General features: G+C 71.2%; 18 protein-coding genes. 12 read left to right on the forward strand and 6 right to left on the reverse strand.

The window, feature by feature from the left end; genetic code table 11:
- Positions 1-8 precede the first annotated feature (8 nt).
- Positions 9-1313 carry an extracellular solute-binding protein gene (locus tag M4D54_RS11685; RefSeq protein WP_259891640.1) on the reverse strand — a complete coding sequence of 435 codons (1305 nt, stop codon included), beginning with the start codon at positions 1311-1313 and terminating at the stop codon, positions 9-11.
- Between the two features lie 154 nt (positions 1314-1467).
- Here M4D54_RS11685 and M4D54_RS11690 point away from each other — a divergent pair, with 154 nt between their 5' ends.
- Together M4D54_RS11690 and trpS are read left to right on the forward strand one after the other, a co-directional pair.
- A complete protein-coding gene (locus M4D54_RS11690; RefSeq protein WP_193865791.1) occupies positions 1468-2490 on the forward strand; it encodes a LacI family DNA-binding transcriptional regulator in 1023 nt (340 codons plus the stop codon).
- Positions 2487-3572 carry a tryptophan--tRNA ligase gene (gene trpS / locus M4D54_RS11695; RefSeq protein WP_259891643.1) on the forward strand — a complete coding sequence of 362 codons (1086 nt, stop codon included), beginning with the start codon at positions 2487-2489 and terminating at the stop codon, positions 3570-3572. The genes M4D54_RS11690 and trpS overlap by 4 nt, the downstream gene beginning before the upstream one ends.
- 14 nt (positions 3573-3586) lie before the next feature.
- On the opposite strand, the gene M4D54_RS11700 is transcribed toward trpS, so the two are convergent.
- The gene (locus M4D54_RS11700; protein ID WP_259891649.1) at positions 3587-5182 is read right to left on the reverse strand and encodes a DUF5129 domain-containing protein; all 1596 of its coding nucleotides are present in this window, start codon (positions 5180-5182) and stop codon (positions 3587-3589) included.
- Positions 5183-5360: 178 nt separating this feature from the next.
- On the opposite strand from M4D54_RS11700, the gene cysK reads away from it, so the two are divergent.
- Positions 5361-6290: a cysteine synthase A gene (gene cysK, locus M4D54_RS11705; protein ID WP_259891651.1), complete on the forward strand. Its 930-nt coding sequence runs from the start codon at positions 5361-5363 to the stop codon at positions 6288-6290.
- A 7-nt stretch (positions 6291-6297) separates the two neighbouring features.
- Positions 6298-6879, forward strand: a complete 582-nt coding sequence (gene epsC / locus M4D54_RS11710) for a serine O-acetyltransferase EpsC (protein ID WP_396121495.1) — start codon at positions 6298-6300, stop codon at positions 6877-6879.
- Here the strand turns inward: epsC and M4D54_RS11715 are convergent.
- Both M4D54_RS11715 and M4D54_RS11720 read right to left on the reverse strand, forming a co-directional pair.
- Positions 6876-7661 carry a Sir2 family NAD-dependent protein deacetylase gene (locus M4D54_RS11715; protein ID WP_259891654.1) on the reverse strand — a complete coding sequence of 262 codons (786 nt, stop codon included), beginning with the start codon at positions 7659-7661 and terminating at the stop codon, positions 6876-6878. The genes epsC and M4D54_RS11715 overlap by 4 nt on opposite strands.
- Positions 7658-8497: an aldo/keto reductase gene (locus M4D54_RS11720; protein ID WP_259891656.1), complete on the reverse strand. Its 840-nt coding sequence runs from the start codon at positions 8495-8497 to the stop codon at positions 7658-7660. Before M4D54_RS11720 ends, M4D54_RS11715 begins: the two co-directional genes overlap by 4 nt.
- A gap of 113 nt (positions 8498-8610) precedes the next feature.
- On the opposite strand from M4D54_RS11720, the gene M4D54_RS11725 reads away from it, so the two are divergent.
- A complete protein-coding gene (locus M4D54_RS11725) occupies positions 8611-9897 on the forward strand; it encodes an arginine deiminase (RefSeq protein ID WP_259891658.1) in 1287 nt (428 codons plus the stop codon).
- A 2-nt stretch (positions 9898-9899) separates the two neighbouring features.
- Here M4D54_RS11725 and M4D54_RS11730 read toward each other — a convergent pair whose 3' ends face one another.
- Positions 9900-10472, reverse strand: coding sequence for a GNAT family N-acetyltransferase (locus M4D54_RS11730; protein WP_259791722.1), 573 nt, complete (start codon positions 10470-10472; stop codon positions 9900-9902).
- Between the two features lie 148 nt (positions 10473-10620).
- Here M4D54_RS11730 and gcvT point away from each other — a divergent pair, with 148 nt between their 5' ends.
- The 5 genes from gcvT (at position 10621) to M4D54_RS11755 (ending at position 17862) form a co-directional block, all read left to right on the forward strand.
- A complete protein-coding gene (gene gcvT / locus M4D54_RS11735) occupies positions 10621-11754 on the forward strand; it encodes a glycine cleavage system aminomethyltransferase GcvT (RefSeq protein ID WP_259891660.1) in 1134 nt (377 codons plus the stop codon).
- Between the two features lie 56 nt (positions 11755-11810).
- Entirely contained in the window at positions 11811-12182 is a 372-nt protein-coding gene (gene gcvH, locus M4D54_RS11740; RefSeq protein WP_259791718.1) for a glycine cleavage system protein GcvH, read from the forward strand.
- Positions 12183-12243: 61 nt separating this feature from the next.
- Positions 12244-15252 (forward strand): aminomethyl-transferring glycine dehydrogenase, encoded by a 3009-nt coding sequence (gcvP, locus tag M4D54_RS11745; protein ID WP_259891663.1) that lies wholly within the window; start codon positions 12244-12246, stop codon positions 15250-15252.
- Positions 15253-15377: 125 nt separating this feature from the next.
- On the forward strand, positions 15378-16589 hold the full coding sequence (locus M4D54_RS11750) for a cobalamin-independent methionine synthase II family protein (protein WP_259891666.1): 1212 nt from the start codon (positions 15378-15380) through the stop codon (positions 16587-16589).
- Positions 16590-16716: 127 nt separating this feature from the next.
- Positions 16717-17862, forward strand: coding sequence for a glycosyltransferase family 1 protein (locus M4D54_RS11755; protein WP_259791713.1), 1146 nt, complete (start codon positions 16717-16719; stop codon positions 17860-17862).
- Here the strand turns inward: M4D54_RS11755 and M4D54_RS11760 are convergent.
- Complete coding sequence (locus tag M4D54_RS11760; RefSeq protein ID WP_259891684.1) at positions 17814-18251, reverse strand: glutamine amidotransferase-related protein; 438 nt, start codon at positions 18249-18251, stop codon at positions 17814-17816. The genes M4D54_RS11755 and M4D54_RS11760 overlap by 49 nt on opposite strands.
- Positions 18252-18407: 156 nt before the next feature.
- Here M4D54_RS11760 and M4D54_RS11765 point away from each other — a divergent pair, with 156 nt between their 5' ends.
- Both M4D54_RS11765 and M4D54_RS11770 read left to right on the forward strand, forming a co-directional pair.
- Positions 18408-19211 carry a gamma-glutamyl-gamma-aminobutyrate hydrolase family protein gene (locus M4D54_RS11765; RefSeq protein ID WP_193865780.1) on the forward strand — a complete coding sequence of 268 codons (804 nt, stop codon included), beginning with the start codon at positions 18408-18410 and terminating at the stop codon, positions 19209-19211.
- On the forward strand, positions 19208-19462 hold the full coding sequence (locus M4D54_RS11770; RefSeq protein ID WP_193865779.1) for a hypothetical protein: 255 nt from the start codon (positions 19208-19210) through the stop codon (positions 19460-19462). Before M4D54_RS11765 ends, M4D54_RS11770 begins: the two co-directional genes overlap by 4 nt.
- Positions 19463-19531 lie beyond the last annotated feature (69 nt).

Genomic DNA, 19531 nt, shown 5'->3' on the forward strand with positions numbered 1-19531 from the left:
CGAGGGGATCAGCCGATCTGCCCGGCGATCTCCTCGCCGGCGGCCTCCATGGTGGAGGCCGGGTCGGCACCGCCGACGATGTTGGCCTGGGCCTGGCCCAGCGGGCCCCAGATGGCGGCCATCTGCGGGATCGACGGCATGGGCTCGGCCAGCTCGGCGAACTCGGCGATCTTCACCATGTCGGGGAACTCGCCGGAGAGCTTCTCCTGCAGCTCCAGGTTGACCGGGGGCAGGTTGTTGGACTGGAACATCTGCTCGGCGATCTCCGCGTTGGAGGCGACCTCACCGACGAAGGTCTGCGCGAAGCCGGCGTTCTGACCGTTGGATGCCACGTAGAAGGCGTTCACACCGGCGAAGGGCTTGGCGGGCTCCATGCCCTCGAAGCCCGGCACCGCACTCATGGTGAAGTCGATGCCGGCGGTGTTGATGTCGCCCAGGGCCCACGGGCCGGAGATCAGGTAGGCCGCCTTGCCGTCGGTGAACAGGGAGATGGCGTTGTCACCGGTGATGGAGGTGCGCAGCACGCCGTCGGCGCCCAGGGCGCCGATCTTCTCGGCGGCCGCGATGGAACCCTCCTTGCCCACTCCCAGATCCGTCGGGTCCTGGTTGCCCTCAGCGTCGGTGCCGAACAGGTAGCCGCCGCCGGAGGTGTACAGGGGCTGCATGTGGTAGGCGTCGCCCTGCTCGCCCACGGGCAGGGACAGCACGACCTCGGCGCCACCGGCCTTGGCCGCCTCCACCAGCTCCTCGATGGAGCCGGGCTCCGGCACATCGGTGAGCGCGTTGTTCGCGTAGAGAACCAGGGTCTCCACGGCGTAGGGGACGCCGTAGGTCTGGCCGTCGTAGGTCACGGCCTGAAGGCCGATCGGGGCCACCTTGTCGGCGGCGTCACCGGGCAGCTGCACCGGGGAGATGGCGCCGTTCTGCACCAGGTTGCCGATCCAGTCGTGCGCACCAAGCACGATGTCCGGGCCGTTGCCGGCCTGGTTGGCGGTGACGTAGTTGGTCTGGAGGTCGTTGGCGACGGTCTGCACCTCAACGGTGATGCCCTGGGCATCGGCCCAGGTCTTGGCCGGCTCCTGCAGGGACTTGGCCTTGAGCTCGTCGGCCCAGATCACCAGGTCGGCATCGCCGCGGGCGGGAACGCCCTCGGCGCCGCCCTCGGCGCCACCGGCATCCGACGCGCCGCCGGCATCCGACGCACCGCCGCCGGTACCGCCGTCGGTGTCGGAGTCGCCGCCGCAGGCAGCGAGCAGGGTCACGGAGGCGGCCACACCGCTGAGGGCGAGGAAGTTCTTACGACGGATCTGCACGTCTTCTCCTTTGAATCGTGGTCGGATTTCGACCGGGCAGGCTCTGACCTGTCGCTACGGACTGTAGAACGAAGCGCCCCATTCGTGCAAGAATGCGCAAGAACTTGCAGATATCGATTCGGACACGGGCGACGCGGCCCGCTGACCTGGAAGGATGAGTGTGAAGGCGCGACTCATCGACATCGCCCGCACCGCCGGGGTGAGCGAGGCCACGGTGTCCCGCGTGCTCAACGGCCGTGCGGGCGTCAACGAGACCACACGTCGCACGGTGATCGACGTGGCCCGACAGCTCGGGCGGGACGTCGGTCCCGATGTGACGCAGTCGGGGCCGCTGGTGGGGGTGCTGGTGCCGGACCTCGACAACCAGGTGTTCGCCTCCTGGGTGGAGCGGATCGAGGCCGAGCTGTTCCAGCGCGGCGCCTCCGCCCTGGTTTCTGTGCGGGCACGCACCGTCGAACGCGAGCGCGAGGCGTTCCAGCGCTTCCGGCACGCGGGAGCGGTCGGCATCATCGTGGTCTCCGGGCACCACGCCCAGGAGTCCGACCCCGTGGATCACTACCTCGAGGTCACCGCGAGCGGCACGCCCCTGGTGCTGGTCAACGGGGTGCGCGATGACGTGGACGCCTCCTTCCTCTCCACGGACGACGACCACGCGGTGCGCTCGGTGCTCACCCACCTGCACGACCTGGGACACGAGAAGGTGGGCCTGGCGGTCGGGGACGAGCACACCTGGCCGGTGCGCAAGAAGCTGCGCGCCTTCGAGGAGGCCCCGGTCCAGCACCCCGGGCAGGACCATCCCGTGGCCTTCACGGACTTCTCCTACGCCGGTGGGTACGAGGCCTCCCGCGATCTGGTGGGGCGCGGTGCCACGGCCGTGGTGTGCGGATCCGACGTGATGGCGGCGGGAGCGCTCGAGGGGGTGCGGTCCCTGGGGCTGTCGGTGCCCGGGGACGTCTCGGTGGTCGGGTATGACGACGTGTTCTGGGCCTCGCTCACCAGCCCGCCGCTGACCACGGTGCGCCAGGCCGTGCCTCAGATGGCGCGGGCCGCGGTGCGCACGGCGCTGTCCGGCGGGGAGCGGTCCCGCCGCCCCGCCCGCACCGAGGTGGTGGTGCGGCCGCAGCTGGTGGTGCGCGGATCCACCGCTGCTGCCCCTGCGACTAGCATGGCACGGTGACCGACGCGACCTCCTCCCAGATCTCCCGTACCAGCTACGACACCGCCCAGGCACGCAGCCAGGCCCTCGAGCAGAAGATCGCCACCGATCCCTCGGGCCTGCGCATGCTCACCGGGGACCGCCCCACCGGCGCGCTCCACATCGGGCACTACTTCGGATCGCTGCGCAACCGCGTGCGCCTGCAGGATGCCGGGGTCGAGACCTGGGTGCTGGTCGCCGACTACCAGGTCATCACCGATCGCGAGGTGGTGGGGGACATCCGCGGCAGCGTTCGTGAGCTGCTCACCGACTACCTGGCCGTCGGGATCGACCCGGAGCGGGCCACGGTCTTCGCCCACTCCGCGGTTCCGGCCCTCAACCAGCTGATGCTGCCGTTCCTCTCGCTGGTCACGCAGCCCGAGCTGGAGCGCAACCCCACCGTGAAGGCGGAGCTCCAGGCAGCCGGGAAGTCCGCCATGGGTGGCCTGCTGCTCACCTATCCCGTGCACCAGGCGGCCGACATCCTCTTCTGCCACGGCAACGTGGTGCCGGTGGGCAAGGACCAGCTGCCCCATATCGAGCAGACCCGTGTGATCGCCCGTCGCTTCAACGAGCGCTACGCCGGCGGCCAGACCGTCTTCCGCGAGCCCGACGCGCTGCTCTCGGAGGCGCCCACCATCCTGGGCCTGGACGGCGGGGCGAAGATGAGCAAGTCGCTGGGCAACACAGTGATGCTGCGCATGAGCGCGGACGAGACCGTCAAGCGCATCAAGAAGGCGAAGACCGACTCGGACCGCCAGATCACCTACGACCCGGAGTCACGCCCCGAGGTGGCGAACCTGCTGACCATCGCCTCGCAGTGCACCGGGCGCACCCCGGAGGAGATCGCCGGCGAGATCGGGGACAAGGGGGCCGGCACGCTCAAGATGATGACCGCCGAGGCGCTGAACGAGCACCTGGCGCCGATCCGCGAGCGCAGGGCCGAGCTGGAGAAGGACCCGGCCCAGCTGTTCTCCATCCTGCGGGCGGGCAATGAGCGGGCCAACGACGTCGCGAACGACACCCTGGCGACGGTGCGCGAGGTGATGGGGATGGTCTACTGACCCCGTCGTGAGGGTCAGAACCGGCTCGAGCTGCCCGCCCCGGAGAAACTCGAGGAGGAGTAGCCCGAGACGCTCGAGGTGCCGGACGAGCCGGAGGGATTGCGGTGCGACTCCAGTTCGTCCGCGGCCTGCGAATGCCAGGTGTTCAGCCACAGGATCGGGCTGACGTGCCAGAAGGTGCCGTAGCCGTCGGCGCCATCGCTCCCGGCCGCGCCGTCGGCGACCAGTCGCTGGTGGCGGCGCGCGCGCAGTGTCCGGTCGTACACCTCCTCGTCCTCGACGTACACGCTCGCATCGCGCAGCAGCTCCACCTCGCCCTCGTCCTCCGCCATGCGGGAGATGCCCAGTTCGCGCACCGCCATCGCGCGCTCGGAGAGCTCGGCGGTCAGGGTGTCCAGTCCCTCCAGGGCGGTGTCCGGGGTGATCTCGTCCTGCCCGAGCTGCCGGGTGAGGCGGTTCATCTCCGCCTCGGTGCGGTCGCACTGCTCACGCAGGGCATCCACGGCGGCCTGCTCCTCGGGTGATCGCTCGGAGAGATCGCCCTCGCTGCGCATCAGGGCGCCCTCGACGGCCTCCAGGGAGTCGCGCAGGGGTGCCTGCTCCCGTTCCCAGGCGCTGCGCCAGTCACCGATCCGGTGCAGCAGGTCATTGGCGGCGATGACGTCGTCGTCGATCGCGTCGAGTCGCTCCACCTGGCGGGAGAAGTCCTTCGAGGCGCGCCGCTGGTGCCCGCGCAGGCCCCAGGCCCACGGCAGGGTGGCGGGGATCTGCTGGTCGAGCTGCTCGGCCTTCTCGATCCCTGTGAGGTAGCGCTGGTACCGGTCCAGCACCGCTTCGGCGTAGGGGGAGTGGGCAGGAAGGGTGCGGGCAGCGGCTTCGGTCTCGGCGCGCTCGGCACGTACCCGGTCCCAGCCCGGCCGCGCACTCGCCACCCGTGCGCGCGCATTCCGGCGCCCGACGATGATCCCCAGCACGGTCGCCGCGGCCGCGCCCAGCGCCGCAAGGGCACCGCCGATGGCCGCGGTGGTCTGCCACCACGGCTGGTCCAGCAGCTCGGCGTATTCCTCGGCCCCGGCCACCAGGGCGCCCTCCCAATCACGGTCCTGGGCGGGATCGCGCATCTCGTCCTGCACGTTCTCGAAGCCGCCCGCGGAGAGCTTCACGTCCTCACCGCCGTAGGTGCCCAGGATCCGGTTCTCGGGGTCCAGGGCGATGATCACGCGGCCGTCGGCCCACTTGTCGCCGTCCATCCACTCGGGACGCTCCTGCTTGGCGTGAGCCAGCACGGCGTCGTTCAGCGCCGTGTCGCGCGAGGCGGGGATGTCCAGCTCGGTGACGTCGATGACGAGCACAGCGAGGTCCACCTCGCGGCGGAAGTCCGTCGCCGCCAGGCGGTCCTCTAGCGCTTCGTCGTCCACGGCGTCGGCCCGGTCGTCGATCGTGACGTCGCTGGGCGGCACGGCTGCGGCGGGCGGTGCCAGCGCCGCCGACAGGGCCATCAGCAGGGCGACCACCAGCAGCGTGAGCAGGGAGGGAGTCGGGACGGACGAGCGCGGGCGAGCTCCATCGGGCGGGGAGGGAGCGGCCAGGGGAGGGGAGGGGGTGAGCATCTGCCGAGACTAGGTGTTGGGGTGCGGGGTGCGGATCAACCCCAGGTCTATCCCGCATGGGCCTTTCGGTGGGGATGACCACGCTCGGCACTGTCAGGAACCGACGGTGAGCGCGTTATGATCGGGCTAAGCACAGCTTTGAATCGAGCGCAGCTTCGAACCGAGGAGGACCTCCCGCATGACCATCTATGAGAACGTCTCCGAGCTCGTCGGCCGCACCCCCCTGGTGAAGCTCAACCGCCTGGGTGACGACGTCAAGGCCACCGTGGTGGCCAAGCTCGAGTTCTACAACCCCGCCAACTCCGTCAAGGACCGCATCGGCGTGGCCATGATCGATGCCGCCGAGGCCTCCGGCGAGCTCCAGCCCGGCGGCACCATCGTGGAGGCCACCAGCGGCAACACCGGCATCGCCCTGGCCATGATCGGCAGCTCCCGCGGCTACAAGGTGATCCTCACCATGCCCGAGTCCATGTCCAAGGAGCGGCGCGCCCTGTTGCGCGCCTTCGGTGCCGAGCTCGTGCTCACCGAGGCCCCCAAGGGCATGAAGGGCGCCGTGGAGAAGGCCGAGGAGATCGCCGCCGAGACCGGCGCGGTGCAGGTCAAGCAGTTCGACAACCCCGCCAACGCCGAGATCCACCGCCGCACCACCGCCGAGGAGATCTGGAACGACACCGACGGCCAGGTCGACGCCGTGGTGGCCGGCATCGGCACCGGCGGCACCATCACCGGGGTGGGCCAGGTGCTCAAGGAGCGCAAGCCCGAGGTGAAGATGTTCGCGGTGGAGCCCGAGGAGTCCGCCATCCTCACCGGCGGCAAGCCCGGCCCCCACAAGATCCAGGGCATCGGTGCCAACTTCGTGCCCACCGTGCTGGACACCGAGATCTACGACGAGGTCCTCGACATCGACGCCGAGACCGCCATGAACCGTGCCCGCGAGGTGGCCCGCAGCGAGGGCCTTCTGGTGGGCATCTCCTCCGGCGCCGCCATCGAGGCCGCCGCCCGCATCGGCGCCCGTGAGGAGTTCGCCGGGAAGATGATCGTGGTGGTCGTGCCGTCCTTCGGCGAGCGCTACCTCACCACGCCGCTGTACGCCGAGTACATGGACTGACCACTCGATGAGACTCACCGATGCGGTGATGGGGGCCGTCGCGACCGTCCGGGAGGACGTCGCGGCGGCCCGCCGTCGTGACCCCGCCGCCACCGACGACCTGGCCCTGATGCTCACCTCCCCGGGTCTGCACGCCATCTGGACCCACCGCGCCGCCCACGCCCTGTGGAAGCGCGGGGTGAAGCTCCCGGCGCTGGTGATCGCCCAGGGTGCACGCTCGGTGACCGGCGTGGAGATCCATCCCGGTGCCACCATCGGCCGGCGCTTCTTCATCGACCACGGCATGGGCGTGGTGATCGGGGAGACCGCCGAGGTGGGCGACGACGTCATGCTCTACCACGGCGTCACCCTGGGTGGCCGCTCCATGGAGCGCACCAAGCGCCACCCCACCGTCGAGGACGGCGTCACCATCGGGGCCGGTGCCCGGGTGATCGGGCCGGTCACGATCGGCTCCCAGGCCCAGGTCGGTGCCAATGCCGTGGTGGTCAAGGACGTGCCCGCCCGCGCCACCGCGATCGGGGTGCCGGCGAAGGTGCGCACCGGCGCGGCCCACCCCACCGAGCAGGTGGATCCGGCGATCTGGATCTAGAACGGGTCCAGGAACGAGGAGCGCCCCACGCCATTGGCGGCGCGCTCCCACTCGGGCAGCACGTCGTGGGCGTCGGCCGCGATCACATGGTCGAAGGCCGCGCGCACGATCGGCTCCTGCGGTGGATCGATGTCGATCAGCACGGTGGTGGCGCCGTGGGTCTTCGCCAGGGGGGCCAGGTGGGCGGCCGGGAACACCACGCCACTGGTGCCCACCGCCACGAACAGGTCCGCCCGCTGCGCGAGGCGCATCCCCAGGTCCAGGGCGTGGGCGGGCAGCATCTCGTCGAACAGCACCACGTCCGGCCGGGTAGGGCTGCCGCAGTGCGGGCAGTCCTCGGGCACCCCGTGGTCGGTCGCGGTCGAACCCTCGCCCGGGGTGACGGGCATCCGCCAGTGGCACTCCCCACCCAGGCACACCGCATGCAGGGCGCTGCCGTGGAGCTCCGCCACCACCTCGCTGCCGGCGGCCTGGTGCAGCCCGTCGATGTTCTGAGTGATCACCGGTGAGCCCATGCGAGCGATCGCCCGGTGCCCCGGGGTGGGGCCGTGGTCCACGGCGATCTTCGCCATCTTCCCCCACACCCGCCACAGGTCCGGCAGGGAGCCCGGAAGGCGCTCGGCGTGCATCGCCGCTTCGATCTCCGGGTCCAGGGCCCACAGCCCCTGCGGACCGCGGAAGGTGCCCATCCCCGTGCGGGCGCTCAGCCCCGAGCCGGTGAGGAACACGATCTCGCGGTGCTCCGGACCGGGCCGGAACACGCCCCTGCCGCGCGTGGTCACCACTCCTCGTGCTCCCGCGAGTCCCAGGCCTGCTTCTCGCCCAGGTCCAGGGAGGCCAGCAGGGCGCGGTCCTCGTCGTCCAGGGCCACGTGGTCCAGGGAAGCGTTGTCGATCTGGCGCTGTGGGTCCGAGGACTTCGGGATCACCACGATGTCCTGGTCGATCGCCCAGCGCAGCGACACCTGGGCGCCCGTCGCACCATGCTTCTCGGCGACCTTGCGCAGCGCGAACTGCTGCGAGAGGCCCTCACGGCCGCCCAGCGGGCCCCAGGCCTCGGTGACGATGCCGTGCTCCCGGTGGAAGGCCACCGCCTCGGGACGCTGCAGGGCGGGGGAGAGCTGGATCTGGTTCACCTCCGGCCACACACCGGTCGCATCGACCAGTTCCTGGATCTGCTCCGGCCGGAAGTTGGACACGCCGATGTGGGCGGTCAGGCCCTCCTGCTTCATCTCCACCAGGCTGCGCCAGGTCTCCACTGCCAGGCCGCGGGAGGGGTTCGGCCAGTGGATCAGGGTGAGGAACACGGATTCGGCTCCCAGCCGGCGCAGGGACTCCTGCAGTCCGGTGCGGGCCTGCTCGCGGCCCTGATCGCCACCGGCGATCTTGGTGGTCACCAGTGCCTGCTCCGGGTCGAGGCCGCTGGCGCGGATGCCCTCGCCCACGGCGGCCTCGTTGCCGTACTGGGCGGCGGTGTCGATCAGGCGGTAGCCGCTGCGCAGGGCCGCCGCGATCGACTCCACTGCATCGGTGCCCTTGAGGGAACTGGTGCCGAAGCCGATCAGGGGGATCCGGGTGCCGTCGACCAGGGCGGTGGTGGGGATGGAAAGAGCGGTCACGGGTGCCTCCTGGGATCGATGTCAGATGCCTCCAGGGTAGTCACTCCCGCCATGGGCGGGCCGGGTCCCTGTTAGCGTGCCGGGGACAGGACGCAGCGCGGCGAGGAGGAGCCATGGCCCACACAGTCAGCACGGGCGATACCGCCGATCCGGGAGCGACGGCCCCGCCACCACGGGCCGCGGGCAGCGGAGTGCGCGACGAGATCTCCCCGCTGCGCCGGGTGATCGTCCACCGACCCGGCCTGGAGATGGAGCGCCTCACCCCCGACACGCGCGAGCGGTTCCTGTTCGACGAGGTGCTGTGGCTGGACCGCGCCCGTTCCCAGCACGAGGAGTTCTCAGCCCTGCTGCGCAGGGAGGGGGCCGAGGTGCTGGAGCTGACCGATCTGCTCACCGAGGTGCTGGACGTACCCGAGGCGCGCGCCGAGCTGCTCGACGGAGCCCTCGACGAATGGGTGCTCGGCTCGATCGCCGCCCAGGACCTGCGCGAAGCGCTCGCCGATCTTCCCTCCACGCAGCTGGTCACCGTGCTGATCGCCGGGATCACGGTCGGCGAGCTGCAGCAGCTGGGGGTGCAGCCGCGGTCCATCGTGCTGCAGCGCCTGGGCGAGCAGGACCTGGTGCTGGACCCCCTTCCCAACCACCTGTTCACCCGCGACTCGTCCATGTGGGTCGGCGACGTGGCGGCGGTGAGCCCGATGCGCCACACGGCGCGCCGTCGCGAGAGCCTGCACCTGGAGACCCTCTATCGCCGCCACCCCCTGTTCACGGGGCCCGACGGGCCCCGCCGGGTCCTCGCGCCGGAGACGGGCAAGGCGGGGGCCGGCACCGTGGAGGGCGGCGACGTGATGGTGCTGTCCGAGAGCACCGTCGCCGTGGGGCTGTCCGAGCGCACCACGGCCGTGGGCGCCGAGCACCTCGCGGCCGGCCTGCTCGACGCGGGCGTGGTGGACCGGGTGATCGCCCTGGCCCTGCCCCAGCGCAGATCGATGATGCACCTGGACACCGTGACCACCGTGGTCGACGAGGAGTCGATGGTGCGCTACGGCCCGCTGGGCCAGGTGGAGAGCTACGTGATCGAGAAGGTGGGCGCTCGCCTGCTCTCTCGCGCCCATCCCGCCGACGAGATGGACCAGGTGCTGGCGCGCGGCATGGGGGTGCCCTCCCTGCGGGTGATCACCGCACCGCTGGACCCCTACTCCGCCGCGCGCGAGCAGTGGGACGACTCCTGCAACCTGCTGGCGCTGGCGCCCGGCAAGGTGGTCGCGTACGAGCGGGCGGCCGCCACCAACGACCATCTGCGCTCCCTCGGCATCGAGGTGCTCGGACTGGACGGGGACGAGCTGGGGCGCGGGCGCGGAGGGCCGCGCTGCATGACCTGCCCCGTGCTGCGGGCCTGAGCTCAGCGGCGGCCGGGCGGCGGGGGATCGGCAGCGGTCTGCACGATCGCGGCGGGCTCCGGCAGCGGCTCGCTCAGCGAGCGCTCCATCAGCAGCTGCTGGGTGCCGAACTCCTCGAGCCCCTTGCGCACGGTGAAGCCGAGCTTGCGCAGCAGTGCCACCGAGCGCTTGTTGCGGGTCTGCGTGACGGCGATCACGGTGCTGTCCTCCAGCGACTCCTGTGCCCACCGCAGCAGCGCCAGGCAGGACTCCGCCGCATACCCCTGCCCGGTGTGCTCCGGCAGCAGCGCGTAGGAGAGCTCCAGCTCGCCCCGGTCGTAGTCCAGGGTGATCGAGCCCATCATCGCGTCATCAGCCGCGGAGGCGATCACCCAGCGGCCCCAGCTGAGCCCCAGGGGAGAGAGCTCCAGCGCCTGGCGGGAGGCGTAGTCCACCGCACCGCCGAGGTACTCCCGGGTCACGGGATCGGTGAGCAGGCGGATCATCGCCTGCCTGTCCGAATCCAGGGGTTCGCGGATGTGGACCCGCTCGCCGCGGATCCTGATCGGCCACTGGTCCGTGCCTTCCCGTGTCACCCCTCCACCGTACAAGCTGAACAGGTCTCCAGCAGTGCCAACCGGCCCGATGGTGGGGGCCCGCGAGGGGCGGTACAGTGAGGCCTGTGACACGGTGAGGTGTCGGGGGACCGGCGGCCCGATCCGCCCGTGAGGACGAAGGAGCACGATGGTCGAGCAGGCCCTGCGGAGCACTGCCCTGGAGGCGGTCCACGAACGGCTGGGAGCCACCTTCACCGACTTCGCCGGCTGGCGGATGCCCGTTCGATACGGCTCCGACCTGGCCGAACACGCCGCGGTGCGCGAGAGCGCGGGCCTGTTCGACCTCAGCCACATGGGTGAGATCCGCATCGAGGGCCCCCAGGCGCCCGAGGCCCTGGACCACGCCTTCGCCGGGAAGATCTCCACCGTCTCCGTGGGCCGTGCCAAGTACACCCTGCTGCTCACCGAGAGCGGCGGCGTCATCGACGACGTGATCGTCTACCGGCGCGCCGAGGACCGCTACCTGGTGGTCGCCAACGCCTCCAACGCCGCCGCGGATCTCTCTGCCCTGCAGGAGCGCTGCGCCGACTTCGACGTCGAGGTGATCGACGCCTCCGCCGAGACCGCGCTGATCGCCGTGCAGGGCCCCGCCAGCGCCGAGATCATCACCGGTGCCCTGACGGTCGAGGGCACCGAGGCGGCCGGCATCACCGAGGCAGGCATCGACGCGCTGGGCTACTACCGCTTCCTGGAGGGCACCTACCGGGGCGCGGAGCTGCTGGTGGCCCGCACCGGCTACACCGGCGAGGACGGCTTCGAGCTGTACGTGCGCGCCGAGCTCGCCCCCTCCCTGTGGGACCACCTGACGGCCGTGGGCGGGCAGAAGCTGGCCCCGTGTGGGCTGGCCTGCCGCGACACCCTCCGCCTGGAGGCCGGGATGCCGCTGTACGGCAATGAGCTCGGCACCGAGCTGCACCCCGCGCAGTCCGGCCTGGGCAAGGTGGTGGCGCTGACGTCCAAGGGCGACTTCGTGGGCCGCTCGGCTGTGGAGAGCGCTGACACCTCCGAGCTGCCCGTGCTGGTGGGCCTGGCCGCGCAGGGGCGCCGCGCCGCACGCGCCGGGGCCGTCGTGCGCACCACCGGTGGCACCGAGGTGGGCACGGTCTCTTCCGGCGCTCTCTCGCCCACCCTGGGGCACCCCATCGCCATGGCCTTCGTGCGCCCCGATCTCACCGCCGTCGGCACCGAGCTGGTGCTGGACGTGCGCGGCAAGGACCTGCCCGCCCGTGTGGTGGACCTGCCCTTCTACTCCCGCTCCTGACCCCTGCACCTCTGCTCGACCGATCATCACGAACACGCTTGGAAAGGAACCCCGTCATGTCCGACGATCTCCGCTACAGCAAGGATCACGAATGGGTGCGCCTGGACGAGGACGGCCTGGCCGTCGTCGGCGTCACCGACTACGCCGCCGGTCAGCTCGGTGACGTGGTCTACGTCGACCTGCCCGAGGTGGACGACGAGATCAGCGCCGGCACCGTGATGGGCGAGATCGAGTCCACCAAGTCCGTCTCCGACCTGTACTCGCCGATCGACGGCAGCGTGGTGGAGGTGAACCAGGAGGTCGTGGACGCCCCCGAGCTGGTGAACTCCTCGCCCTTCGACGAGGGCTGGCTGATCAAGGTGCGCACCGGGGACCTGCCCGAGGATCTCCTCACCGCCGAGGAGTACGCCCAGCTCACCAAGGGCTGATTCGCCCGTCCGCAGCTCGCCGCCCCCGTCCGCCGCTCGATCCTCCAGGGGTACCCGCTCCATGACAGATCCGTCCGTGCTCGCCCACGACTCCTTCGTCCGCCGCCACGTCGGCACCGATTCCGACGCCCAGCGCCACATGCTCGATGTGCTGGGCTTCGACTCCCTCGACGAGATGCTGACCCGGGCGGTGCCTGGCACCATCCTGCTCGAGCCCGAAACGCGCGGTGTGGTGCCGCCGGGCGTGGGGGAGGCGGCCGCCCTCGAGGAGCTGCGAGCTCTGGCCCGCCGCAACACGGTGCGTCGCTCCCTGCTGGGCTTGGGGTACTACGGCACCCACACCCCGGCGGTGATCCAGCGCAACGTGCTGGAGAACCCCGCCTGGTACACCGCGTACACGCCGTACCAGCCGGAGATCTCGCAGGGCCGCCTGGAGGCGCTGCTGACGTTCCAGACCATGATCTGCGACCTCACCGGCATGGACGTCTCCAACGCCTCCACCCTGGATGAGTCCACCTCGGCCGCGGAGGCGCTGATGCTGGCCCGCCGGGCCGCCCGGCGCAAGCCCCCGGTGTTCCTGGTGGACGCCGACGCCCTGCCCACCACCAAGGAGGTGCTGGCCGGCCGCGCCAAGGGGCTCGGGATCGAGCTGCGCGAGGTCGACTTCGCCAACGCCGGTGCCGAGGGCCTGGCCGAAGGCGAGTTCTTCGGCGCACTGGTGCAGTACCCGGGCGCCTCGGGCCGCGTGTGGAATCCCAGTGAGGTGATCGCCGCGGTCAAGGAGGCCGGCGCCATCTCGGTGGTCTCCGCGGACCTGCTGGCGCTGACCCAGCTGCGCACCCCGGGCGAGATGGGGGCCGATGTCACCGTGGGCACCTCCCAGCGCTTCGGGATCCCGCTGGGCTTCGGCGGGCCCCACGCCGGCTTCGTGGCGGTACGCAAGGGACTGGAGCGGCAGCTGCCGGGCCGCCTGGTGGGCGTCTCGGTGGACGCCGACGGCAACCCTGCCTACCGCCTGTCCCTGCAGACACGTGAGCAGCACATCCGCCGCGAGAAGGCCACCAGCGCCATCACCACCGCCCAGGTGCTGCTGGCCGTGATGGCCGCGATGTACGCCGTCTACCACGGCCCCGAGGGCCTGGCCCGGATCGGTCGCCAGGTCGCCGAGCGCACCGCGGCCCTGGCCGCCCGCCTGCGCGCCGACGGCTACGAGCTGGTCCACGACTCCTTCTTCGACACCGTGCAGGTGCGCGCCACCGGCCGGGCCCGCGACATCGTCGCCGACTTCGCCCGCGCTGGGTTCCTGGTGCGGGAGATCGACGCGGATCGCCTCCAGCTGAGCCTGGACGAGACCGTCACCGAGCAGGACCTGCGGGCCATCGTCGCCGCCTTCGGGCCGCAGGCCGTCGAACCCCTCGAGGGCGGGCAGGGCACGGACACCGATCCGGTGGGCCCGGCGGGCACGGGCGGCTCCGCGGACGCCGCTGAGATCGCCGACGGCATCGACGTCGAGGCCGCCTGGGGTGACCTGGTGCGCACCAGCCCCTTCCTGCAGCACCCCGTGTTCAGCTCCTTCCCCTCCGAGACCGCGATGATGCGCTACCTGCGCCGCCTCGCCGACCGGGACTTCGCCCTGGACCGCGGCATGATCCCGCTGGGCTCGTGCACGATGAAGCTGAACGCCGCCACCGAGATGGCCGCCATCACCTGGCCCGAGTTCAACGCGATCCACCCCCTCGCGCCCCGTGAGGACGTGGAGGGCTACCTGGACCTGATCACCCAGCTGGAGAGCTGGCTGATCGACCTGACCGGGTACGACACCGTCTCCCTGCAGCCCAACGCAGGCTCCCAGGGGGAGTTCGCCGGCCTGCAGGCCATCCGCGCCTACCACGACTCCCGCGGTGACGCGGAGCGGGACGTGTGCCTGGTGCCCAGCTCCGCCCACGGCACCAACGCGGCCTCCGCCGTCAATGCTGGGCTGCGCGTGGTGGTGGTGGACTCCGACTCCCGCGGCAACATCGACCTGGACGACCTGAAGCAGAAGATCAAGGACCACGGCGAGCAGCTGGCCGCGATCATGATCACCTACCCCTCCACGCACGGCGTGTACGAGGAGGAGGTGCGCACCGTGTGCCAGCTGGTGCACGATGCCGGCGGTCAGGTGTACGTCGACGGTGCCAACCTCAACGCCCTGCTGGAGGTGGCCAAGCCCGGCGAGTTCGGCGGGGACGTGTCCCACCTGAACCTGCACAAGACCTTCTGCATCCCCCACGGCGGCGGCGGCCCCGGGGTGGGACCGGTGGCCGCGAAGGCCCACTTGGCGCCCTTCCTGCCCGGCCACCCGGCGATGCAGCAGCACGAGCACCCGCAGGCCGGCAGCAGCAGCGGCGTGGTGCACGGCGGCCCGCCCGTCTCCCAGGCGCCCTACGGATCCCCGTCGATCCTGCCCATCACCTGGACGTACATCCGCCTGATGGGCCAGGAGGGCCTGCGGCACGCCACCGCCTCGGCGGTGCTGGCCGCCAACTACGTCGCCGAGAGGCTGCGGGAGGCCTACGACATCCTCTACACCGGGGACAACGGCTTGGTGGCCCACGAGTGCATCGTGGACCTGCGACCCTTCACCGCCCGCACCGGGGTCACGGTGGACGATGTGGCCAAGCGCCTGATCGACTACGGCTTCCACGCGCCCACCATGTCGTTCCCCGTGGCCGGGACCCTGATGGTCGAGCCCACCGAGTCCGAGGACATCGGGGAGATCGACCGCTTCGTCGACGCGATGCTGATGATCGCCAAGGAGGCCGAGGCGGTCGCGGCAGGGGAGTGGCCCGCCGACGACAACCCGCTGGTGAACGCCCCCCACACCGCGGACTGCATCGCGGTGGAGGACTGGACCCACCCGTACTCGCGGGAGACCGCCGTGTACCCGGGCATCTGGAACGGCGGGGACGACTCCTCGGTGCACTCCAGTGCCCGCATGCGGATCCAGTCCAAGTACTGGCCGCCGGTGCGCCGCATCGACCAGGCCTACGGCGACCGGCACCTGGTGCCCACCTGGCCCACGGAGTGATACTGCTCCGGCGCAGTTCCGGGGCGGCCCGCCCCGGCCGCCTGCCCTGAACTGGGCCCACCGAATATGAACGGCCATGACGCCCCGGCTTCGCACCGGGGCGTCATGCCATCTAGCCTGCACGTATGACACAGATCCTCACCAGCCACGCCGGCTCCCTGCCCCGCAGCCCCGAGCTGATCGCCGCCAACGCCGCCCGCCCCGTGGGCGAGGACGGCCTGACCCCCGAGCCCACCGAGGAGTTCCGCCAGGTGCTGCGCCAGGCGGTGGCCGACGTGGTCGCCAAGCAGCGCCAGATCGGGATCGCCGTCCCCAACGATGGGGAGTACGGGCACCTGATGGGCTCGGCCGTCAACTACGGCTCCTGGTGGTCCTACATCTTCGATCGGGTCAGCGGCCTCGAGCTCACCGGCGCCGACCCCTTCTCCAGCGAGCCGGTGCGCTCCGAGCCCGGCAACGTGCGCCTGACCACCTTCCCGGACCGCCGCGACTGGACCATCTTCGCCGAGGCCTACCAGGACCCCACCTCCGGCATCACCGTGGGCACCCAGCCCACCTTCCCGGCGGCCACCGGCCCCATCGCGTACTCCGAGGTGGGCCGCGAGCTGGTGGAGCAGGACGTCGCCAACTTCCGCGCCGCCCTGGACGCCAGCGGCTACGACAGCGGCTTCCTGGCCGCCCTCTCGCCCGGCTCCGGCAGCCGCATCGTCGATGAGCACTACGGCGACGAGGACGCCTTCCTCGACGCCTGGGTGGAGGCGATGCGTCCCGAGTACGAGGCGATCGCCGCCGCCGGCCTCACCGTGCAGATCGACGACCCGTCGATCGCGGAGAACTGGGACCAGATCAACCCCGAGCCCAGCGTCGAGGACTACGTGGCCTTCACCCGCAAGCGCGTGGACGCGGTCAACCGCGCCCTGGTGAACGTGCCCACCGAGCAGACCCGATTCCACCTGTGCTGGGGCTCCTGGCACGGGCCCCACACCACCGACATCGAGTTCCGTCACATCGTGGACCTGCTGCTGGAGATCGACGCGCGCTACTACAGCTTCGAGGCCGCCAACGTGCGCCACGAGCACGAATGGACCGTGTGGCAGGACGTCACCCTGCCCGAGGACAAGGTGATCGTGCCCGGCATCGTCTCCCACGCCACCAACGTGGTGGAGCACCCCGAGCTGGTGGCACAGCGCATCGAGCGCTTCGCCCGCCTGGTCGGCCCCGAGCGCGTGATCGCCTCCACCGACTGCGGTCTGGGCGGGCGCATCCACCCGCAGATCGCCTGGGCCAAGCTGGAGTCCCTGGTGGCCGGTGCGGAGATCGCCTCCGCCCGGGTGTGAGCCCACAGTCGCAGCAGCCTCCGCTGCACCCCGACGGAGCCGAGGTGGCCGAGAGTTCACCTCGGCTTCGTCGGCATGTCACGACCTGGTGGCGAAGGGGTCGGCCCCAAGGCGGATGATGGGTCCCGTGAGGATCCTTGTGGTAGCCGAGTCCTTCCTTCCGCACATGAACGGGGTCACCAATTCGGTGCTCCGCATCGTCGACCACCACACCGCCAGCGGGGACGACGTCGCGATCATCGCCCCGCACTGGCCCCATGCCGACACCTCCCTGCGCACCGCCTGCGGGCGCCGCGTCCCGGTGCGCCGCATCCCCTCGGTGCCCCTGGCCGGATACCCGGACGTGCGCATCGCCACCACCAGCGCCACGTCCCTGCGTCGCCGGATCGGTGAGTTCGAGCCCGACGTGATCCACCTGGCCTCCCCGACGGTGCTGGGCGGTCGGGCAGTGGTGGCAGCGCAGAAGCTGGGAGTGCCCACCGTGGCCGTGTACCAGACCGACATCCCCGGATACACCGCGCGCTACGGCATGCCGTTCCTGGAGAGCGCCAGCTGGCAGCTGCTGCGGGACGTGCACAACCGCTCCACCCTCACCCTGGCCCCCTCCACCGCCACCCGGGACCAGCTGGTCGAGCACGGCATCGAGCGGGTGCACCTGTGGCGGCGCGGCGTGGACACCTCCCTGTTCTCACCGTCGCTGCGCAGCGAACGACTGCGCTCGAAGCTGGCCAGGCCCAGGGAGCGGATCGTGCTGTACGTGGGCCGGCTGGCCCCCGAGAAGCAGGTGGAGGACCTCAAGGTGGTCCACGACATGCCCGGCGTGCGCCTGGTGATCGTCGGCGAGGGCCCCGAGCGGGACAGCCTGCGCCGCCACATGCCCCGTGCTCGGTTCGCAGGCTTCCGCTCCGGCACGGACCTGGCGACCTACCTGGCCAGTGCGGACCTGTTCATCCACCCCGGTGAGCTGGAGACGTTCGGGCAGACGATCCAGGAGGCCATGGCCTCCGGGCTGCCGGTCATCGCCCCGCGCAGCGGCGGCCCCGTGGACCTGGTGACCCCCAGCCGCACCGGATGGCTCTACACCCCGGGCATGCTGGACGAGATGCGCGAGGCCGCCACCGACCTGCTGTTCGACGACGCCAAGCGCGCCGCGTTCGGTGCGGCCGCCCTGGAGTCGGTGAGGAAGCGCACCTGGCCGGTGCTGTCCGAGCAGCTGCGCGGCTACTACCAGCAGGCCATCGCCGCGAACAGGGCGCTCGCCGTCAGTCGGTGATCACCTGCTGGGCGAACGCCTCCAGCAGGGCCCGGCCTCCCCCCAGGATGCGCGGCGACGCAGTGACCGATGCGGCCCTCGAGGGCGCTCGCGGCCAGCTGCGCCCCCAGGCAGATGCCCAGCGTCGGCAGATGCCGGTCCAAGGCCAGTGCCAGCAGACGGCGGGCCTGCGGCAGCCACGGGTGCTCCGCGTCGTCGCGGGCACCCATGCCGCCGCCCAGCACCACCAGGCCCTCGAAGGTGCCCAGGTCCACCGGCAGCTGGTCGCCCCAGTGGGGCCGGTGCAGATGCAGGGTGAGACCGACCTCGGCCAGCACGTCGGCGAGCACCCCGGGCGGGCAGTCCGCCTCGTGCTCGATCACCAGGACATCCGAGGGATGGGCGTCCATGCGCCTTTCCTACCAGAGCCCCGCCCCACCCGCGTCACATTCGGCCATACTCCTTCGCCGCGGGCGGTCCGCGATGGTGCACTGCTCATGTCGCACCCGGCGACGCAGCGGCTCCCGGACCCCCCGGAGCACCGGATCCAGCGGAGAGGACCACTCATGGCGCAGCGCACCCCCCGTCGCCCGCTCATCGGCGTGACCGCAGGGACCAGCCGCATGATGACCGGGGCCTGGGCGGGCCACGACGCCGTGGTGATCACCGAGCACTACGTGCGCGCCGTGCGCGCCGCCGGGGCGAGGGCCGTGGTGATCGCCCCGCAGGAGGAGTGGACCGACGAGGAAGTGGCCGAACTCGATGCGATCGTGCTCTCCGGCGGCACCGACCTCGACCCCGCCCTGCTGGGCGAGGCGCCCCGGGACACCGACATGGCCGCCCAGCCGGAGCGGGACGCCTTCGAGACGGCCCTGTACCGGGCGGCACGACGCACGGGCGTGCCGGTGCTGGGCATCTGCCGGGGACTGCAGATCGCCGTGGTCGCCGAGGGCGGCTCCCTGCACCGTCACCTTCCCGAGGACCTGCCGCAGCACCCCGCCACCGGGGAGCGCCCCACCCGGGTCACCGCTCGGATCGACGCCGACAGCGACCTCGCCCTCGCACTGGGGAGCAGTGCGGAGGTCACCGCCTACCACCACCAGGGAGCACGGGACGTGCACGGGGATCTGCGGGTGGTGGCCCGTCATGCCAGCGGACTGCCGCTCGCGGTGGAGGCGACCGGCGGCTCCCCGGTGATCGCCGTGCAGTGGCATCCGGAGCTCGATCCCTCCCAGGGCGTGGTGTTCGACGCGCTGGTCGCGGCGGTGCGCCAGCAGGCCGCGGCGACGGTGGAGGCTGTCCCCGCCACCCGGGACGCTGGTCTACCATGGGGGCGGATCCATCGGCCAGGACCATCGGAGGAAGCATGAGCACGGAGCACAGCGCGCAGGGCACGCACGCGGATGCGCGGGGCATCCAGGGCAGCCACGCGACCAACACCACCTCGCAGGGGAACAGCCCGGTCCTCAGCGTCGCGCTGTTCGTGCTCCTGTTCGGGCTGTTCGTCGCCGGTCTCTACACCATGAGCCTGTTCACGCCGCTCACCTTCGCGGTGGGGATGCTGCTGTGCATCCTCGCGCTGTACCTCACCTTCGACCTGGTGCCGCGCTTCCTCACCTGAGCCCCGGCCAGGGCGCTGCCCCGGCCGTGCCGGGGAACGATCAGCACGCCCGCCCGGCTCATCGATGAC

Origin of the sequence: Brachybacterium sp. p3-SID1565 (assembly GCF_025143785.1) — a bacterium.
GTDB classification, from domain to species: Bacteria; Actinomycetota; Actinomycetes; order Actinomycetales; family Dermabacteraceae; genus Brachybacterium; species Brachybacterium epidermidis.